At 49.1% G+C, this 18,438-nt stretch carries 15 protein-coding genes; 10 read left to right on the forward strand and 5 right to left on the reverse strand.

All coding sequences use genetic code 11. The annotated features are described in order from the left end of the window. Nucleotides 1–3 precede the first annotated feature (3 nt). The gene (locus CWM47_RS38010; RefSeq protein ID WP_157815899.1) at nt 4–147 is read right to left on the reverse strand and encodes a hypothetical protein; all 144 of its coding nucleotides are present in this window, start codon (nt 145–147) and stop codon (nt 4–6) included. A gap of 101 nt (nt 148–248) precedes the next feature. Here CWM47_RS38010 and CWM47_RS03875 point away from each other — a divergent pair, with 101 nt between their 5' ends. The 9 genes from CWM47_RS03875 (at nt 249) to CWM47_RS03915 (ending at nt 12,243) form a co-directional block, all read left to right on the forward strand. Further along, nucleotides 249–1,565, forward strand: a complete 1,317-nt coding sequence (locus CWM47_RS03875) for a TolC family protein (RefSeq protein WP_100986459.1) — start codon at nt 249–251, stop codon at nt 1,563–1,565. Nucleotides 1,566–1,648: 83 nt separating this feature from the next. Then, nucleotides 1,649–2,746, forward strand: a complete 1,098-nt coding sequence (locus CWM47_RS03880; RefSeq protein ID WP_100986460.1) for an efflux RND transporter periplasmic adaptor subunit — start codon at nt 1,649–1,651, stop codon at nt 2,744–2,746. Between the two features lie 64 nt (nt 2,747–2,810). Next, a complete protein-coding gene (locus CWM47_RS03885; RefSeq protein WP_100986461.1) occupies nt 2,811–4,061 on the forward strand; it encodes an ABC transporter permease in 1,251 nt (416 codons plus the stop codon). 105 nt (nt 4,062–4,166) lie between these two features. Continuing rightward, nucleotides 4,167–4,859, forward strand: a complete 693-nt coding sequence (locus CWM47_RS03890; RefSeq protein ID WP_100986462.1) for an ABC transporter ATP-binding protein — start codon at nt 4,167–4,169, stop codon at nt 4,857–4,859. Further along, nucleotides 4,840–5,865, forward strand: a complete 1,026-nt coding sequence (locus CWM47_RS03895) for a sensor histidine kinase (protein WP_100986463.1) — start codon at nt 4,840–4,842, stop codon at nt 5,863–5,865. Before CWM47_RS03890 ends, CWM47_RS03895 begins: the two co-directional genes overlap by 20 nt. Nucleotides 5,866–5,881: 16 nt before the next feature. Then, a complete protein-coding gene (locus tag CWM47_RS03900) occupies nt 5,882–6,670 on the forward strand; it encodes a LytR/AlgR family response regulator transcription factor (RefSeq protein ID WP_100986464.1) in 789 nt (262 codons plus the stop codon). Between the two features lie 118 nt (nt 6,671–6,788). After that, on the forward strand, nt 6,789–9,590 hold the full coding sequence (locus CWM47_RS03905) for a M16 family metallopeptidase (RefSeq protein ID WP_100986465.1): 2,802 nt from the start codon (nt 6,789–6,791) through the stop codon (nt 9,588–9,590). Between the two features lie 183 nt (nt 9,591–9,773). Continuing rightward, the gene (locus CWM47_RS03910; RefSeq protein ID WP_100986466.1) at nt 9,774–11,204 is read left to right on the forward strand and encodes a leucine-rich repeat domain-containing protein; all 1,431 of its coding nucleotides are present in this window, start codon (nt 9,774–9,776) and stop codon (nt 11,202–11,204) included. A 118-nt stretch (nt 11,205–11,322) separates the two neighbouring features. Beyond that, complete coding sequence (locus CWM47_RS03915) at nt 11,323–12,243, forward strand: EamA family transporter (RefSeq protein ID WP_100986467.1); 921 nt, start codon at nt 11,323–11,325, stop codon at nt 12,241–12,243. An 86-nt stretch (nt 12,244–12,329) separates the two neighbouring features. Here the strand turns inward: CWM47_RS03915 and CWM47_RS03920 are convergent, their stop codons facing one another. The 3 genes from CWM47_RS03920 to CWM47_RS03930 form a co-directional block, all read right to left on the reverse strand. Continuing rightward, the gene (locus tag CWM47_RS03920) at nt 12,330–13,097 is read right to left on the reverse strand and encodes an SDR family NAD(P)-dependent oxidoreductase (RefSeq protein ID WP_100986468.1); all 768 of its coding nucleotides are present in this window, start codon (nt 13,095–13,097) and stop codon (nt 12,330–12,332) included. Between the two features lie 35 nt (nt 13,098–13,132). Further along, nucleotides 13,133–13,513: a VOC family protein gene (locus CWM47_RS03925; protein ID WP_100986469.1), complete on the reverse strand. Its 381-nt coding sequence runs from the start codon at nt 13,511–13,513 to the stop codon at nt 13,133–13,135. A gap of 93 nt (nt 13,514–13,606) precedes the next feature. After that, complete coding sequence (locus CWM47_RS03930; protein WP_100986470.1) at nt 13,607–15,313, reverse strand: IlvD/Edd family dehydratase; 1,707 nt, start codon at nt 15,311–15,313, stop codon at nt 13,607–13,609. 110 nt (nt 15,314–15,423) lie between these two features. On the opposite strand from CWM47_RS03930, the gene CWM47_RS03935 reads away from it, so the two are divergent. Further along, complete coding sequence (locus tag CWM47_RS03935; protein WP_157815900.1) at nt 15,424–16,857, forward strand: serine hydrolase; 1,434 nt, start codon at nt 15,424–15,426, stop codon at nt 16,855–16,857. 9 nt (nt 16,858–16,866) lie between these two features. On the opposite strand, the gene CWM47_RS03940 is transcribed toward CWM47_RS03935, so the two are convergent. Beyond that, nucleotides 16,867–18,348 carry a serine hydrolase domain-containing protein gene (locus CWM47_RS03940; protein ID WP_100986472.1) on the reverse strand — a complete coding sequence of 494 codons (1,482 nt, stop codon included), beginning with the start codon at nt 18,346–18,348 and terminating at the stop codon, nt 16,867–16,869. Nucleotides 18,349–18,438: the final 90 nt, after the last annotated feature.

Consider the following 18,438-nt stretch of genomic DNA (forward strand, 5'->3'; position numbering starts at 1 on the left):
CAATTAAAACGATTCCGGCCTGTTTTCTACTGAATAAGCGGCAGATATGGGGTTGGCGCGTCTGGCGCGGGTAAATACCCGCGCCAGACTCACCAGACTGATACCCGCACCAGACGAAGCCCAAACAGTTTGGACCTGATTTAACACGTAAAAAGATCAGCTTGAGAGGTGATTTTCTCCGTTTCGTATAAACAGGCCTGTATCGTACTTTGCAATTCCGTTCATTTGAGCGTCCATTCGAGAAAAGCATGAATCGGTTTGCCATCATCGGCTTGTTAGTTTGCTCCCTCACTGCCCGCGCACAAACGGTTATTTCTTCGGTTCAGGAAGCGATAACAGTAGCACGACACAACAATCAGGACTTACTAAACGCTCGCCAGAATAGTACCATACAAGCCCAGCAACGAACAGCCAGCCGCGCTGCTTTATTACCCCAGGGGAGGCTCTTCACTAATTTTGACTACAACTATGCCTTGCCTGTCCAGCTCGTGCCCGCCGAATTTCTGGGCGGGAAACCGGGCGAGTTTCGGACGTTGCAATTTGGACTTCCGTATGTGCTGGCGGCTGGTGCCGAAGTGACGGTCCCGGTAATTAATCGACCTGCACGGGCCGATTTAGGAATTGTTGAACAGAATATTCGGATTATAGACGACCAGAATCTGGTATTACAGGATGAAATTTCGACCCAAACGGCCCGCGTCTATCATGCGGTCCTGTTAACCCGCTCGGCCATTGCCATTACCCGACGTAATTTATTGGCCACCGATACATTGACGCAAATTGCCCATGATCGGCTGGAGAAAGGCCTGATTGAGCCGCTGGAATACAACCGAATTCATTCCATCCAGTTAACAACGGCCGATGTTCTGTATCAAAACGAACTGGCCTTTGTCCGGAATCGCAATCAACTCAAACTGCTCCTGGGTCTGACGCTGGCCGACAGTGTAGCCCTGGTCGAGGAATTAGCCATCCGTCCTGCCAGTCTGGCAGTTCCGGCATCGGCAATAACATTCGTTGAGCGGCCACAGATTACCCTGCAACAAGCCCGAATCGAACTGGCACGTTTGCAACTCAATCGCGAACGGCTGCAACGATGGCCAACACTTGCGGCATACGGGCGCTATACCCAGCAGGCCCAGCGAAGTGCCATTAATTTCCTGAGCACCAGCCAGCCATGGTATCAGATTGGTGTGGCAGGACTACAGTTCAACTGGGCATTTTATTCGGGTGGGCTGCGAAACAGCAATCAGGCCCGCGCCCGTCTCCAAGTTAAATTGGCACAGTCGCAACTGGCCTATGAGCAAAACCGGCAACAGGTTGATAATGAAGACGTCCGAAACACGTATAATCAGGCCACTCGGTCGCTGGACCTGAACCGGCAGAATTATGAACTCAGCAATCAGAATGTGCAGATTGCTTTAGTCAAATACAAGTCGGGGCTGTTTGCCTACGATCAGTATCTAAACGTGTTCAACGAAGCGCTGACGGCTCAGAATCGATTCCTGAACAACCTGTCGAATGTATTCATCAATCAAACGATCTTACAGATCAGAACCGGGCAATAACTTCTTAACCAGACCCGTAATTAAGACCGACGTTTCGATTTTTTACACCACGAAGGCAACCCGACTTACGGTATAGCGACACAATGAAAACAAACCTCTCCTTATTTTTTCTTGTTGCCCTTCTTGGCATTTCGTGTAAGTCAGGCACTGACGGAACAACCCCCTCCTACCGGGAATTGACCGAAGCGGTGTATGCGTCGGGCAATGTGTATCCCCGGAATGAATATACCGTTACGGCCGATGCCATCGGTGTGCTGCAACAGCGCCTGATTAATGAAGGTGATTCCATTCACCAGAATCAGTTGTTATTCGTGCTGGAAAGTGCTTCCGAAGATGCCCGCCAGCAGGCCGCAGCCAACGCTTATCGACAGGCGCGGGCCAATCTGGGGGCCAACTCCCCCGTTCTGGCCGAACAGGAAGCCCAGCTCCGAAACGCCCGCACGCGAGTTGCCAATGATTCAATTAATTACAACCGATTTCGGGAGTTGTTCGCCCAAAACGCTACCTCGCGGGCAGAACTGGAGCGGGCCGAATTGAATTACACCCTGTCGCGCAATACGTACCGCGCCCAGACCAATACGCTGCAACGCAGCCGGGATCAAATCCGGCTCGATGTTTCGGCCAATCGAAGCCAGCTGGTAACTACCGAAGTAGCGGGTCGAAACACGCGCGTTCGCAGTTTTGTGGATGGTAAAGTATATGAAGTCTATAAAGACCCCGGCGAAGTTGTCCGGTTGGGCGATCAGTTGGCGCTGGTTGGCAGCGGCAGTAAATTGTTTGCTCAACTGGCCGTCGACGAGAGCGATTTCGGGCGAATTCGGGTGGGTCAGGATGTGTTTCTGAAAGCCGATGTATATCCGAACAAAGTATTTAACGCCCGCGTAAGCAAGATTTACCCCAAACTTAACCGCACCGATCAATCGTTTCGGGTCGACGCCGAGTTCGTTGGCGAACGCCCCGACTCCTATTACGGACTAACTGTTGAAGCGAACATCATCATCAGTCAGAATAAACACGTGCTTACCATCCCGAAATCATATGTAATTGGCACCGACAGTGTTATGATTGAGCAGGACGGCAAAAAGCAAAAGGTAAAATTCCAGAAAGGGGCCGAAAACTTTGATCTCGTAGAAGTGAAGAGCGGGCTGACACAGGCGTCAAAACTAATTCCGAATGAGTGAATAATTGAATGAGTGAATAGAATATAAGCCCCATTCACCCATTCTATCATTCTATAATTTACTTATGGATTTACACATCGCTTCTCAAATTGCCCAAACGCACTTGCTGGCCAAGAAACGCCAGACGCTGGTCGCTATGCTGGGCGTAACATTCGGTATTGCGATGTTCATCACGATGATTTCGTTTATGCAGGGCGTCAACCAGTTTCTGGAAGACTCGGCGCTGGACGCCAGTCCGCATATTCGGATGTATAATGATGTGAACACCCCCAGGCCGGGCCTGATTGAGGAAATGCACCCCGGCAACTTCAACGTGATCTACCACCAGCGGCCTAAAGATGAACAGGCTCGAATAAAAAACGGGATGGCCATTGCCGAACGCATTGAGCGCGAGCCGGGTGTGCTTGGGGTATCGCCCCAGGTAGCTACGCAGGCGTTCTACAACAACGGCCCGATTCAGATTTCCGGGACAATTTCCGGCGTGGACATCGACCGCGAAAACCGGCTTTACAAATTAACAACCCGACTGAAATCAGGTAGCCTGAACACCCTGAAAACGAATCCCGACGGCTTGATTATGGGAAACGTCCTGGCCCGAAAACTCAACGTTCGGGTGGGCGACAAAGTGACCGTGACAACACCAAAAGGTGGTATTCGTGTTTTGCGCGTTGTTGGCACGTTCGGGTTCGGCATTGGCACAGTTGATAATACGAAGAGCTATGGAAACCTCTCAACGGTGCAGGAAATGCTTCAGAAAGACCCGAGTTATATCACCGACATCCATATAAAAATGGTTGATCCTTTACAGGCAATCCCATTTGGCAAGCGACTGCGGGCTGTGTATAACTATTATACAGAAGATTGGGCTACTGCCAACACCGCCATTCTTGCCGGTGAAAAAATAAGGAATATGCTCACCTATGTGGTGTCGATCACGTTGCTGGTGGTGGCCGGATTCGGGATTTACAACATCATGAACATGACTGTCATCAACAAAATCAAGGACATTGCCATTTTGAAAGCCACGGGTTTTGAAGGTCGCGACATCATCGCTATTTTCCTGCTCCAGGCCGCCTTTATTGGCCTCTCTGGTGGGTTGCTGGGTCTGGGAATTGGTTTTGGATTAAGTTATCTCTTATCAATAACGCCATTCGACGCGGGGGATTTTCTGAGTTTAAAAACCTTTCCCGTCATTTTTGCGCCAAAGTATTACATTATGGGCCTTACATTCGGCGTGATCACCACCGTTCTGGCAGGCTATTTCCCATCAAAAAAAGCCTCGAAAGTTGACCCTGTGTCTATCTTGAGAGGATAGGTTTTTTTAATGTATAGTGAAGAATGATTAATGAATAATATCTCAAATAAGTTATTTATTCTTCTTCCTTCACTATTCATTCTCCACTTTTCATTTTTCATTAAAATGTCAACCGTCCTTTCTGCCCAACATCTCAATAAAGCCTTCTACGACCCGGAGAAATTTCAGGTGTTGACCGATGTGACGTTCGACGTGCAGAAAGGGGAATTTTTGTCGATAGTAGGCAAGTCTGGCTGCGGTAAATCAACGCTGCTCTATTTGCTTTCGACAATGGATACCGACTACGAAGGAAAAATTGAGATGGCCGACACTAAACTAACGGGGCGTAGCCAGGATTACCTGGCCCATTTCAGGAATGAGCACCTGGGTTTTGTGTTCCAGTTTCACTTTTTGTTGCCCGAGTTTTCGGCCTTGCAAAACGTGATGTTGCCGGGCCTTAAACTAGGCAAATACCCGGAGAAAGAGGTTGAAGAACGGGCAATGGAAAAACTTCGGCTTATCGGCATGGCCGATTTTGCCCGTAAACCAGCCAACAAATTATCGGGAGGGCAGCAACAACGGGTCGCCATTGCCCGAGCACTCATCAACGACCCAACTATTATTATGGGCGATGAACCAACAGGCAATCTGGACAGAGCCAATACGGAAAATGTCTTTACAATTTTTCACGACCTTGCCAGTAAAGGGCAAACAATTATTGCCGTAACACACGACCCTGACTTTGCCGCCGGAACGAACCGCACTATCGAAATGTCTGATGGAATGATCATTGGCAATCATGAAAATAAAGTTCAATAAATACGTTGAGTTCCTACTTCTCTGGATAGCCCTGGGCGGGTTGGTTGCGCGTCAGTGGATGGTTCCCGACATTACCTGGCAGGTACAGGCATTGCTGTTTGTCATGTCATTTGTCATGTTAAATCTGGTCTGGATTTTCCATTACCAGTTCAACGAATGGCTGAACCAGCGATTACCGTTCGAGAAAAATATACGCTGGCGAATTATTGTACAAGTATTAGGTGGCTGGAGCATTGTTAAAACGGTGGCGATCATCACGGGCTATTTCATTGCCAACCGGTTCTTCCCTCCTGCATTAACCTTACTGAATAAGTTTGGCTTCATTATTATTGGCATGATGATTTTCCTGGTGAATACGGTAATCTGCCTGGGATTCATCGCCAGTCATCTCCTAAAGCGCTGGCAGGAGAATAGCGTTCGGACGGCTCAACTGGAAAAGGAAAAAGTGCAGGTGCAGCTCGACAGTCTGAAAAATCAGGTAAGTCCGCACTTTCTGTTTAATAGTCTATCCTCATTGGATAGTTTGATTGATGACAATCCCGTTCTGGCCCGACAGTTTCTGCAGCAATTATCGAAGGTGTTTCGGTATGTGCTTCAACATAAAGAAAAAGCCCTGGTGCCGCTCGAAACCGAACTGGCATTTATTAAAAACTATGTATCATTGCTGCATACCCGCTTTGATGGTATGTTCATTGTCGAGTGCACCGTTGATAACTGTGCGCTGGAAAAGCAGATTGTGCCTGTAACCCTTCAGATTTTAATTGAAAACGCAATCAAACACAACGTTATCATTGAAGCCCGTCCGCTAACAATCACCCTTAGCGCGAAAGACGACTATTTGTCCGTCACGAATCCTGTTCAACGAAAGCGGCAGGTAGAAACATCGAACCGGCAGGGGTTAGAAAACCTGAAACTTCTTTATAGTTTTTTAAGTGATCGACCGGTAGTTATTGACGAAACCGACACTACGTTTCAGGTACGGTTACCCTTATTAGGGCTTGAGTAGTTTTTTTAAATAAACTATGACTATTCTGCTGATCGAAGATGAACCGCTCATTGCCCGGCAACTCGAAAAACTAGTTCGTCAGTTGGAGCCGGGTGCCGTTATTCACGGGCCACTTGCCAGTGTGCAGAGCATTTGCGACTACTTTAAGGCGAATCAATTAGAGGATCGCCCCGCCCCTGATCTTGTCATAGCCGATATTCAACTGGCCGATGGGGTGAGTTTCGAGGCATTTCGGCAGGTGGGTCTGAACGCACCGGTCATTTTTACAACGGCTTATGATGAATATGCCATCCGGGCGTTCAAGCTCAATAGCATTGATTACCTGCTCAAACCCATCGACCCTGGCGACCTTCAACACGCGTTGGCAAAATTTCATCGGTGGTCGTTAAACGGGAGCTCAGATTTTAATGATCAGTTTCGGCATTTACTGACACATATGGCCACGCCCTCTACTTTGCCCCAATACAAACGGCGATTTACGGGCCATTTTCTCCGACAGATTGTAACACTCCCGCAGGAGGAAGTCGCCTATTTCTTCCGTAACGAATTGATTTACCTACACACGGTTGACGGGAAGAAATTAATTACGGACTATAAAACACTCGATGAACTGGACGAGTTGATTGATCCGGCTCATTTCTTTCGGGCAAATCGCCAGTGTATTATTCATCTCGACGCCGTTGCCAGCTATCGACCGCTTGATAACAGCAAACTTCTTGTGCTATTGAAGAAGCCCAATGAAACGCTGGAACTCCTGGTCAGCAAAGAGAAAGCCGCGACATTTAAACACTGGATGGAAGGTTAGCCCCTGCCGAATACCGTTTATCCTAAATTTTGTTAAGTCACTGTAATAGCCATTGAAAGTCCATTCATTTATTCGTAACTAGACGGTTAGTTTCAAACATCCAACCAACTGTTTATTTATGAAAACCACCCTTACCAAAAGAGGATTGCTGGCCGCTGCCTGGTTCATGGGCAGCCTCACACTCTCTACGGCTCAGGACAAACCGGCAGCCATGCCCGAAGGTGTCACCAAGGGCGCATCTGTTGAAGGCATTACGGAGTATAACCTCAAAAATGGACTTAAAGTACTGCTCTTTCCTGACCCGTCGAAACCCACGATTACCGTAAACATCACGTATCTGGTAGGCTCCCGGCACGAAGGTTTGGGCGAAACCGGTATGGCCCACTTGCTGGAGCACATGGTCTTTAAAGGATCAACCAAGCACACCAACATTCCGCAGGAGTTGACCTCACATGGTGCCCGTCCCAACGGCACCACCTGGCTCGACCGCACCAACTATTACGAAACCTTTGCCGCTACCGACGAAAACCTGAAGTGGGCACTTGATCTGGAATCGGACAGGATGGTGAACTCATTTATCAAAAAAGAAGACCTAGCTACCGAGTTTTCTGTTGTTCGAAACGAGTTTGAAATGGGCGAAAACTCCCCACAAAATGTACTGAATGAGCGCGTTGTGTCGTCTGCTTACCTGTGGCACAACTACGGCAACTCAACCATCGGAAACCGTACTGATATCGAGAAGGTGCCCATCGACAACCTTCAGGCTTTCTACAAGAAATTCTACCAGCCCGACAATTCCGTACTGGTTGTAGCGGGTAAAATTGACGAGTCAAAAACAATGGCGCTGATAAACCAGTATTTTGGTGCTATTGCCCGCCCAACACGGGTATTACAGCCAACCTACAGCCAGGAACCTGTTCAGGATGGCGAGCGGATGGTGACCCTCCGGCGTGTGGGCGATACGAAAGTAGTATCTGCATTATACCATATCATGCCCGGTTCGCACCCCGATTATCCAACGATGGATGTTGTTATCGAACTTCTGACTAACGAACCATCAGGCCGACTCTACAAAGCATTGGTTGAAACCAAGAAAGCCTCGCAGCAATATGGGTACTCGTTCACAACTAAAGATCCTGGCTATGTGTATTTTGCCGCCGAGATGCTGAAGGACAAATCGCTGGACGATGCCAAATCGGCTCTATTGTCAACCTTGGATTCGGTTGCAATTGCAACACCTTCGAAAGAAGAAATAGACCGCGCCAAGGCGAAGTTGCTCAAAGATGTTGAACTGAGTTTCAAAAATGCTGAACGGGTTGGCCTGGCATTGAGCGAATATATTGCCACCGGCGACTGGCGGCTAGGTTTCCTCTATCGTGACGCACTCGAAAAAGTGGCTCCTGCCGATGTAAAACGTGTTGCCAGCTTCTATTTTAAACCGTCGAACCGTACGGTTGGCGTGTTTATTCCCGAACAAACCCCCGACCGTGTCGATGTGCCGAATGCTCCCGACATTGCCGCTATGGTGAAGGACTACAAAGGCCGGGCATTGGTGGCGCAGGGTGAAGCCTTCGACCCATCGCCTGCCAACATCGACGGTCGTACCCGCCGGTCGGAGCAACCCAACACTATTGAGTTGGCCTTGTTGCCAAAATCGACACGCGGCAACGAAGTGAACGCCCGTATGACGCTGCGGTATGGCGACCAGAAAAGCCTGATGAACAAGAGCGCTATCTCTGTTTTCACCGCTTCGATGCTCGACAAAGGGACAACAACCCGCACGCGGCAGCAGATTAAAGACGAACTGGATAAGCTGAAAGCACAGGTTGGTGTATTTGGTGGTGGTAATCAGGTGAACGTAACCATTAAAACCACTAAAGAAAACCTGGCCGCCGTGATTCGGGTTGTGAGCGACATGCTCAAGCACCCGGCTTTCGATGCCAACGAGTTTGACAAACTGAAGCAAGAGCAATTGGCACAGATTGAAGCACAACGTTCTGAGCCACAGTCGCTGGCCTTTACGGCTTTTCAACGGCAAATGAATCCGTATCCTAAAGAAGACATTCGGTATACGTCAACGCCCGATGAAGATGTGGCCGATGTAAAAGCCCTGAAACTGGACGACCTGAAGCAGTTCCACAAAGACTTCTACGGGGCTCAAAACGCAACCTTCGCTGTTGTTGGTGACTTTGATGAGACGCCGATTCGGAAGGTAGTAACCGATGAGTTGGGTACCTGGAAAGCCAAAAAGCCATTCAGCCGGTTGGTAACTCCCTATACTGATATCAAGCCAACGCCACAGAGTTTAGAAGCTCCGGACAAAGCGAATGCCTTTATGGTAGCTGGTGTTAACATACCTTTGCGCGACGATGACCCCGATTATCCGGCGCTGGTACTTGGCAACTATATGTTAGGTGGTGGCTTCCTGAACTCCCGCCTGGCCGTACGTATCCGTCAGAAAGAGGGCATTAGCTACGGCGTTGGTTCGCAATTATCGGCCAACCCACTCGACAAAACGGGTATGTTTATGACCTATGCTATCTATAACCCCGAAAACGCTGAACGCCTGGAAAAAGCCTTCCGCGAAGAAATGGACAAAGCGGTAAAAGAGGGCTTCACCGCCGACGAGATTAAAGCCGCACGTTCGGGCTATCTGCAATCGCGGATGGTTTCGCGGGCGCAGGATCCTTCGCTAGTTGGTACGCTGAACAACTACCTGTACCTGAACCGGACGATGAACTGGGATGCTGATTTCGAAAAGAAAATGGAGAGCCTGACGCCTGAACAAGTCAATGCCGCCCTGAAGAAACACATCGACCCATCGAAGATTTCGATCATCAAAGCGGGGGACTTCGCTAAGGCAGCTAAGAAAACCGCCGAGAAGCAACCCGCTTCGTCGGTAGGTAGCGGGAAGAACTAAGACCGGGATTTTAACAAGATTTGAAGGATTAAACAGGATTGCTACCCGTAATCAGCAGGAATAAGCATCTGAATAGTCAGGTAGCAATCCTGTTTAATCCTTCAAATCTTGCAAAAATCCCGGTCCTCTTTTTATGCAGTTTAACTATAAATATCGTTATTTACCTAAAAAACAAGTTTGACCATGAAAGCCTTATTTCTGTTCGTTCTTTTTGGGTTACTAACACTGCCGGGTTTAGCGCAGGATCGCATCGTTTTACTTCGGGATACCACGCGGCTGCACCTCTCCGTAGCGGAACTGGCAAAGAAATACCCGCTCGCTTTTGCTCGGGTTGCTGGTGAGAAGGGCATTTTCGAGCGTCATGGCAGGCTATTTATGGATACAATAAACGCCATTCATCAACGGTTTTTTACTTTTATCGAACGCAACAAAAAGCGATTGCCCGTTTTGGGAATCATGATTCAGACCGATGAGTTCATTCGCCCGGATGGCACCTACGACCGGGTCTTCTGCGAGTTTTCGGGGAAGGAGCTAACAGATCAGCAGGAAGGCCAACTACTTCAGCTTGTTGCCGAGTGGTATGGCCAGCATCCGTTTCCGATAAAAACCTCTACTGGATTCCGGTGGGGTGGCGCGACGGTATTGGGAAATATACCTCAGAAACGTACCGTTCGTCGGGGCAAAGGTATTATCAGTACGCTGGAAGATGCCGAGAAAACAACCCGCCCCGACACGGTGACTATGCTCGCCTTTAATCAATTGGATCTTACGAGCGTCCCCGAAGTGGTCTATCGGTTTCCTAAACTGGACGAACTTGATCTGTCTAAAAATAGTCTTCACGAATTGCCTGCTCGTCTCACCGCCGACATTCCAACCCTAACACGGCTCAGTGTACTCTACAATGCCATTCCAAACGACAGCGTATTCATCACCCGCAACAAGCATCTGGTGTCCCTGAATCTGCAAGGGAACAAACTGACAAAAATCCCACCGTCGATACGGCAAAACCGTCGTCTTGAAAGCTTATGGATGGGGAATAATAAGTTAACCGAACTGGATATAAAGACGCTGCGCCGTTTACGTCGGCTAAGTGATTTAAACCTCTACCATGTGGGTTTAACGCAGCTACCCAAAACAATTGGTCGGCTAAAACACGTACGGGTACTGGATTTATATTACAACAACTTTACGTCTCTACCCAGCCAGATTGGCCGGATGAAACGACTTGAACAACTGGCTGTTGCTCACAATGGACTTCACAACCTACCGGCGTCGCTGGGAAAACTACGCCGACTTTCCGTCCTTTTTGCCCACCATAATCGAATCAGCCAGCTTCCCGCCGAGTTTGAGCGATTAACTAATTTGCATGTCCTTGATCTGGGTTATAACTGGTTCTCGGTAGCCCCGCCCGTTATAAAGTCAATGTCGTCATTGGAAGAGTTATCCCTGAACAACAATGAGTTAAAGGCATTTCCTGATATGCTCAGAAGCATGAAAGGATTAAAGAAAGTGTATTTAGGCAGTAACCCCCTCTTTGGCCAGGAGGCATTGTCCAGCCCGTATGGCCCGCTGATTAAGGAACTGGAAGCGAGTAAAATGGAAGTTTTATATTAGCCGAATAAAATTCTTCTTAGAATTTTCATAATCAATCTTATAAAGATTGGAAAAGTGCCCTCCTAACGGAGAGGAATACAACGTTTTGGTGTTAGTTCAACATCCTTTAATCTGTTGTATGCAAGCTGTTTCTACACCTGTTCCCACCACACCAAATCGTCTGACACTCTGGGCGAATTTGATTTCTGTTTATATTTTGTGGGGGTCAACGTACATGTTCATTCATTTTATGACTGAACGGATGCCACCCCTTTACATGATATCTGCCCGTTACCTGATTGCCGGAACCCTGTTGTATGTGTATGCCCGGATGACTGGCACGCCCCGACCCAGCCTGGTGGATTGGAAATCATTAGCGGTTATTGGCGTGTTGTTACTGACGGTTGCAAATGGCTGTTTATCAGTAGGCATTCAGTACATACCGAGTAGTATGGCCGCTTTATTAGGCGGCTTAATGCCTGTCTTTTTACTTTCTCTCAACTGGATTTCGTTCGCACATAAACGCCCCAGTAACCTGGCACTCGCAGGTCTGGCCATTGGCTTAATCGGTATTTATCTGCTTGTAAAACCCGACAGGTTGACGAGCACAAGTGGCCTTGATGCTAAATTGATAGGATTTGGGCTGGTGGCTGTCGGCAACTTTTCGTGGGCCATCGGGACGTTGTTAACTCCTCGTCTTACGCTGCCATCGGGCACAATTTCGAGCGGCATCCAGATGATTATTGGCGGGCTTGTGCTATTGCCTATTAGTTTAGCGCTGGAACCTGTTACGCTTTTAAGCATTTTTGACGCCCCACTCAAAGCCATTGGCTCTATGATTTACCTGGTCATTTTTGGGAGTATCGTTGGCTTTTCGTCCTACTCCTGGCTGGCCCGCAATGCAACTCCGCAACTCCTGTCGACTTACGCTTTCGTCAACCCTGTGGTAGCTATGTTGTTGGGTACCACCTTCGCAGGGGAAGTCTTCTCAAGCCAATCGTTCCTCGGTGCCGCCATCGCGCTGGTTGGTGTAGTGCTGATTACGCTGGGGAGGAAGTAGTAGTGAAAGAGCGAAAGGCTGAAAGAGCGAATGGTTAATGTAAACTTTGTTTACCGATTCTTTCGCTCTTTCATTCTTTCGCTCTTTCAGCCTTCAACCGGCGGTGGGCTAATGCTTGTCCAGCCACCATCTACGATTAGACTCTGGCCGGTAATGTGCCGGGATGCGGGTGATACCAGAAACAGTGCCGCATTGGCAATGTCCTCGACTGTGGCCGGGCGGCCCATTGGCGTAATACGCGACCAGATGGGAATGTAAGTCGGATCATCCAGAGTTCGTTCGGTGAGGGTGGCACCGGGCGCAATGGCGTTGACCGTAATGCCCAGGGGCGAAAAATCAATCACTAACTGCTTTGCTAACATTTCCAGACCCGCTTTGGTCATGCTATAGACGGGTAATCCGGGATGCGCCTGATGCCCCACCACCGACGACATAAAGAGGACGCTCCCACCTGCGCCCTGTTTTTTCATTTGGATGGCAGCGGCCTGCGCCAGAAAAAAACTACCCTGTAGATTCAGATTTACGATTTTCTGGAATGCCTCCGGCGTTGTCGTAAAAATGTCGCCAAAAACTGTGATGCCTGCGTTGGCAATGGCGATATCCAGCGAACCGAAGGTATTTACAGCAACATCGACCAATTGCTGTATAAACCCTACGTCAGATGCATCGCCTGAACAGGCGGTACAAGTGCCCCCCTCCTGCTTTATGGTCTCAACTGCCTTGTTAGTTAATGCTGCATCAAAATCATTGAGGAGTATTTTGCCTCCCGCTTTAGCTAATGCGCGCGCAATGGCAAAGCCAATACCCTGCCCTGCACCGGTAATCAACACGGTTTGGTTACTGAAATCAATCATCAAAAAGTTATTTTCCCGTCAACCATATTTTGATACTACTGATCGGTAGGTTCCCAGAGTTCAATTTTGTTACCTTCCTGATCTAGAATCCAGCCAAACTTTCCATAGTCAAATTCCTGAATCTCGTCAATAACGGTCACCCCCTCCAGTTTTAATGTCTCCAACAATTCGGTCAGGTTTTCAACCCGAAAGTTGACCATAAACTCTTTGGTCGACGGAGCGAAATACGTTGTATCCGCCGAAAAGGGTGCCCATTGAGTATACCCTTTCTCATCGGGCGCATCTGTCTTCCGCCATTCAAACATAGCGCCGTATTGATCGGTATTGAACCCTAAATGGCGAGCATACCACTCCCGCAGTTCGTCAGGCTTTTCTGCCTTGAAAAATAAGCCTCCAATACCCGTTACTCGTTTCATAGTGTCAGATGTTTTTTGTATTCGGTATACGGTGACTGATGCGAAAACAGGCTCGCGCCAGCACACCAAATACCGTATACCTAATACCGTAAATCAATGGGAATCTCGTTTCACTTCACTACCTGACCCACCCCGCAGGAAATCAAAATCGGCGCCTTCGTGAGCCTGGGTTACATGGCGGATATACAGATTGACATACCCCCGGTCATAGCCTAGATCGAGGGGCTTAAAATGAACCAACCGGCCAGCCAGATCTTCGTCTGATACGTGTAAATGCAGGCTCCTGTTCTCAACATCGAGCGTGATCAAATCGCCGTTTTGTACAAGCGCCAAATTACCGCCTACAGCCGATTCGGGCGATATGTGCAGCACCACCGTTCCAAAACCGGTGCCGCTCATTCGCCCATCCGAAATCCGCACCATGTCATGAATACCCTGTGCCAGAATTTTGGCCGGAAGCTGCATGTTCCCAACTTCGGGCATGCCCGGATAGCCCTTTGGCCCCACGTTTTTCAGGACGAGAACACAGCTTGGGTCAACATCGAGATTTGGGTCGTCGATGCGGGTTTTATAGTCGTCGATATCCTCGAATACGACAGCCCGACCCGTGTGCTGCATCAGGGCGGGCGTTGCCGCCGACGGTTTTATCACCGCGCCATTCAGGCACAGATTACCCCGTAAAACAGCAACGCCCGACTCCGGTTTAAATGGATTATCGACCGAGGCAATTACGGCCGGATCATAACAATGCGCATCGACGCAGTTATCGCCAATCGATTGTCCATTTACGGTAAGTGCGTCGTTGTTGAGGACATCCCGTAATTCGCGGATAACAGCGGGTAATCCACCGGCATAGAAGAGGTCTTCCACGAAATGCTCGCCAGACGGTTGCAGGTTCGCCAGCAGTGGTATCTTCGCGGACAACGTATCGAAATCATCCAGTGACAAATCGACACCAACCCGACCGGCAATGGCTGTCAGGTGAAGAATAAAGTTGGTAGAACCGCCCAGGGCAGCATTGACCATAATGGCGTTTTCAAATGCTTTTCGGGTCAGAATCTGCGACGGCTTGACATTCTCTTTCACCAGCTCAACCATCCGAACGCCCGTCATGTGGGCCAGCACTTTACGTCGCGAATCGGCCGCCGGAATGGTGGCGTTATCGGGCAACGAAAGTCCCAGTGACTCGACCATAGCAGCCATTGTACTCGCGGTTCCCATCACGGCGCAATGCCCCTGACTACGGGCCATGCTGGCTTCGGCAGCAATAAATTCGGCCTGACTCATCTCGCCCATCTTAAACGATTCGGCAAAACGCCAGAGGTCACTGGTTCCGATTTTACGCCCCTGAAAACGGCCCGCCAGCATCGGCCCGCCCGACACCACCATGGTAGGAATATCGACGCTGCACGCGCCCATCACCAGCGAGGGCGTGGTTTTGTCGCAGCCGCACATCAGGATAACGCCATCGATGGAGTTACCCCGAATGCTTTCTTCAACGTCCATGCTGGCCAGGTTTCGAAACAGCATGGCTGTGGGTTTTATCTGGCACTCCCCCAGCGACATAACCGGAAACTCCAGTGGAAAACCACCGGCTTCCCAGACACCCCGCTTGATGGCTTCGGCCAGCTCGCGAAAGTGCGCATTGCAGGGCGTTAACTCCGACCAGGTATTACAAATTCCGATAACGGGTTTGCCTTCAAATTCGTGGTGGGGGAATCCCTGGTTTTTCATCCAGGCGCGATATATAAAGCCGTCTTTTCCGGTGCGGCCAAACCAATCTCTAGAGCGTAATGGCATTTTGAGTGAACAATGATCTGTTAATGGTAAAGCTCGCTTACGGCCTGTTTTACTTTGAAAACGAGACAAACTATTTGCTACCTTGCAAATTAACGATGCCTTGTTCCGCTATGAAACGCAAGTATTCTTACTTATTCATAACTGTTTTATACTTATCGCTGTCGAGTGCTTTTTCATTCGGTCAAGCAGTAAGTGATTCGGTCAAAAAGACGATTAAGGAACAGGTAATCGTTCGGATTGACAATAAGTTATCTGTTGGAACAGTAGTCGCTTTCCTGGAAAATGGCAAGGAAACGTATTTTGTATACGGCTATGGTACTAGCAGCAATAAACAGCAACTCAGCAAAAAGTCGGTATTTGAAATTGGCTCCATCAGCAAAACATTCACCTCGCTCCTCCTGGCCGATCTGGTGCAGAAAGGGAAAATTAAGCTTGATGATCCCATTGACAAGTACCTGCCCGACTCAGTCAAAATCCCCGGTTTCAACGGTCACAAGATCACCTTTGCCGACTTGGCCACACACACATCGGGCCTTCCCCGAATGCCGGATAACTTTAATCCCAAAAACCCCGAAAACCCTTACATCGACTACGGTCCTGCTCAATTGTATGCTTTCTTGAAAACGTATCAGCTCAAACGGGCCGTAGGTACGTATGAATACTCAAATTTGGGTGTTGGTTTACTCGGTCATACGCTATCGGTTATTTCAGGGAAAAGCTACGAGCAAATGTTACAGGACGTTATCTGCAAACCTTTGTCTATGAAGGAAACAAGTACCTTAAATTCCAGCCCTTCCTTAACGACCGGATATGCTGGTGTTACGCCTACGGCCCACTGGGATTTTGACGTAATTGCTGGTGCCGGTGCCATTCGCTCCAATGTCGAAGATATGATGCGCTACATAAAGGCCGAAATGGGCCTGCTTTCTTCAGCCTTAAAACCAGCGATGGACCTCACCCAGCGGCCAATTCACGATGCAGGAAAAGACATGAAAATTGGTCTTGGCTGGCATATTCGTTCGGCCAATAATGATGAGATCATCTGGCATAATGGCGGAACAGGTGGTTACCGAACATTTGCCGGATTCAGTAAGAAAACGAATAAAGCCATCATTATTCTCAACAATTCGGGGCAATCGCCCGACGATCTGGGGTTTTATTTTTTCAATCCGAACACGAAAATCACCCCTGTAAAAAAGGCGATAACGCTGTCGAAACAAATTCTGCAATCGTATGTAGGCGTCTATCAGATAGCGCCCGGCGCTGAATTTGACGTGAAACTTGACGCCGACCAGCTACTGGTTAAATTATCCGGGCAGGAATTCATTGACGTCTATCCTGAATCTGAAACCCGGTTTTCTACCGGGTTGTGGACGCAGCTATTGTGTTTTCCAAAAACGAAAAAGGCGAGGTTAACAAGCTTGTTTTATTTCAAAACGGCCGGGAGATACCAGCCGTGCGGAAATAATTTAACGTACACCCGTTTAATCGATGTAACGGGAATAATCGTCATGTACAACGGAAAGGTATTCCGTTGTACATGAACTACTTCACTACTTTTTCTCCGCTACAGCCTCCATCAACAAAGCATACGCTTTATCCAGTGCCTTGCCACCGGCCCTTGCGCCTTTATAATGCCCCAACCGAACCACAACCAGATCATGCGACGGAATCATCGCAACCGATTGCCCTCCCGCGCCCAGCATCATGTAGGACTCTTTGGGGATTGGTCTCGCACCATCGCCATTTATCCAGAATAAGCCTCCATAAATTGGCCTACCGTCGGCTATCCAGGGCTCTGCCAATGTACTCACGAATTTTGTAAACCCGGGAGCCAGAATCCGTTCGCCGTTCCAGACGCCGTCCTGTAAATACAGGTTCCCCAGCCTGGCCCAGTCGCGGCCTGATGCAAACTCGTACCCCTGAGTCAAAAAGTTGCCGGATGGATCAGCTTCCATCACCATAGTACGTACCCCAATTTTGTCGAACAACTGCCGTTGTGGGAAGGTATGATACACCTCGCCCATTTTCTCAATGCCCAGGCGGTTCAGGTAATTTGTGAGTACAGGATCGCAGTTGCGGTAGCGTCCTACTGTATTGGGAAGCCACTGCTGGGGTAGATTGGCCGCATAATCGAACGAATTACCTGCATCAGTGTATAAATACAAATGGTCGGGGTAGCCGACAGCCGGGTCGTAGTCGGGGTCCTGGGGTGCCCGGCAATACAATCCGCTGGACATATGCATAATGTCCATAATTCTGATTTTGGCGCGCGGATCGCCTTTACCCTGCCACTGCGGAATGGGAGCTGGCTGGTCCAGCGTATATACCCCCTTGTTCACCAGAATACCCATCAGTGTTGCCGACAGACTTTTCCCCATCGACCAGCTTTCGAGGGGTGTATCTTTTGTAATACCATCGCCGTAGCGTTCGGCAATGATTCGCCCTTTGTAGGTCACCACAAAAGCGGCTGTCTGGGCATCGGCCGTTTCAAAAGCTGCCTCAATCGCTTGCTTTACTTTAGCCATATCAACTTCAGCTGGCATTGCGCTGGTTGGCAGTATATCGCCCATCGGCCAGGGAGTGGCGTTTGCACTGGGCAAATTGCGGGGCACGTTCATCGGTTTATAGGCCAGCGCGTTCTTGCCTTCGGGCAGTGTTACACAACCCTGATCGCCGGTATAAATGGCCGTTCTGGTAACGCCATTCGGGATCGTGATCGACACCGATTTTTTCGTAAAGTCGATCACGGGTTTGCCCACTTTAGCCCGTTCTTCATACGGACTTGTAAAATACCCGACATTCTCTGCCGCAAAGTCGGGCTTGAGGCCCGTAATGAACACCGCCGAACACATAATTTTGGCGTAACCCGACGTGTGGTGCGAGAGCGCATCGCCGGGTGGGGCTTTGTAAGGTGTTTTCAGATCCAGCTCAGCCGCCCGCGTCAGCATTTTTTCCCGCACTGTTTGGGCTTCACCAGGTAGCGCGCCTAGCATAATAAATGCGAGGGCAAAAAGTTGTAGCGTCCGATTCATGTTGATAAAGGTTCGTGTTTGATCAATTCTATATATTGAGGTTACGTGGTTTCTCCACTGTCTTGCATTACCGAAACGTTCCACTTACGA

It is taken from the genome of Spirosoma pollinicola, from assembly GCF_002831565.1.
GTDB lineage: Bacteria > Bacteroidota > Bacteroidia > Cytophagales > Spirosomataceae > Spirosoma > Spirosoma pollinicola.

What these genes read in the sequence shown, in the direction of transcription:
- CWM47_RS03875 (WP_100986459.1), top strand. Translation starts at nt 249, where the DNA reads ATGAATCGGTTTGCCATCATCGGCTTGTTAGTTTGCTCCCTCACTGCC.
- CWM47_RS03880 (WP_100986460.1), top strand. Translation starts at nt 1,649, where the DNA reads ATGAAAACAAACCTCTCCTTATTTTTTCTTGTTGCCCTTCTTGGCATT.
- CWM47_RS03885 (WP_100986461.1), top strand. Translation starts at nt 2,811, where the DNA reads ATGGATTTACACATCGCTTCTCAAATTGCCCAAACGCACTTGCTGGCC.
- CWM47_RS03890 (WP_100986462.1), top strand. Translation starts at nt 4,167, where the DNA reads ATGTCAACCGTCCTTTCTGCCCAACATCTCAATAAAGCCTTCTACGAC.
- CWM47_RS03895 (WP_100986463.1), top strand. Translation starts at nt 4,840, where the DNA reads ATGAAAATAAAGTTCAATAAATACGTTGAGTTCCTACTTCTCTGGATA.
- CWM47_RS03900 (WP_100986464.1), top strand. Translation starts at nt 5,882, where the DNA reads ATGACTATTCTGCTGATCGAAGATGAACCGCTCATTGCCCGGCAACTC.
- CWM47_RS03905 (WP_100986465.1), top strand. Translation starts at nt 6,789, where the DNA reads ATGAAAACCACCCTTACCAAAAGAGGATTGCTGGCCGCTGCCTGGTTC.
- CWM47_RS03910 (WP_100986466.1), top strand. Translation starts at nt 9,774, where the DNA reads ATGAAAGCCTTATTTCTGTTCGTTCTTTTTGGGTTACTAACACTGCCG.
- CWM47_RS03915 (WP_100986467.1), top strand. Translation starts at nt 11,323, where the DNA reads ATGCAAGCTGTTTCTACACCTGTTCCCACCACACCAAATCGTCTGACA.
- CWM47_RS03920 (WP_100986468.1), bottom strand. Translation starts at nt 13,097, where the DNA reads ATGATTGATTTCAGTAACCAAACCGTGTTGATTACCGGTGCAGGGCAG.
- CWM47_RS03925 (WP_100986469.1), bottom strand. Translation starts at nt 13,513, where the DNA reads ATGAAACGAGTAACGGGTATTGGAGGCTTATTTTTCAAGGCAGAAAAG.
- CWM47_RS03930 (WP_100986470.1), bottom strand. Translation starts at nt 15,313, where the DNA reads ATGCCATTACGCTCTAGAGATTGGTTTGGCCGCACCGGAAAAGACGGC.
- CWM47_RS03935 (WP_157815900.1), top strand. Translation starts at nt 15,424, where the DNA reads ATGAAACGCAAGTATTCTTACTTATTCATAACTGTTTTATACTTATCG.
- CWM47_RS03940 (WP_100986472.1), bottom strand. Translation starts at nt 18,348, where the DNA reads ATGAATCGGACGCTACAACTTTTTGCCCTCGCATTTATTATGCTAGGC.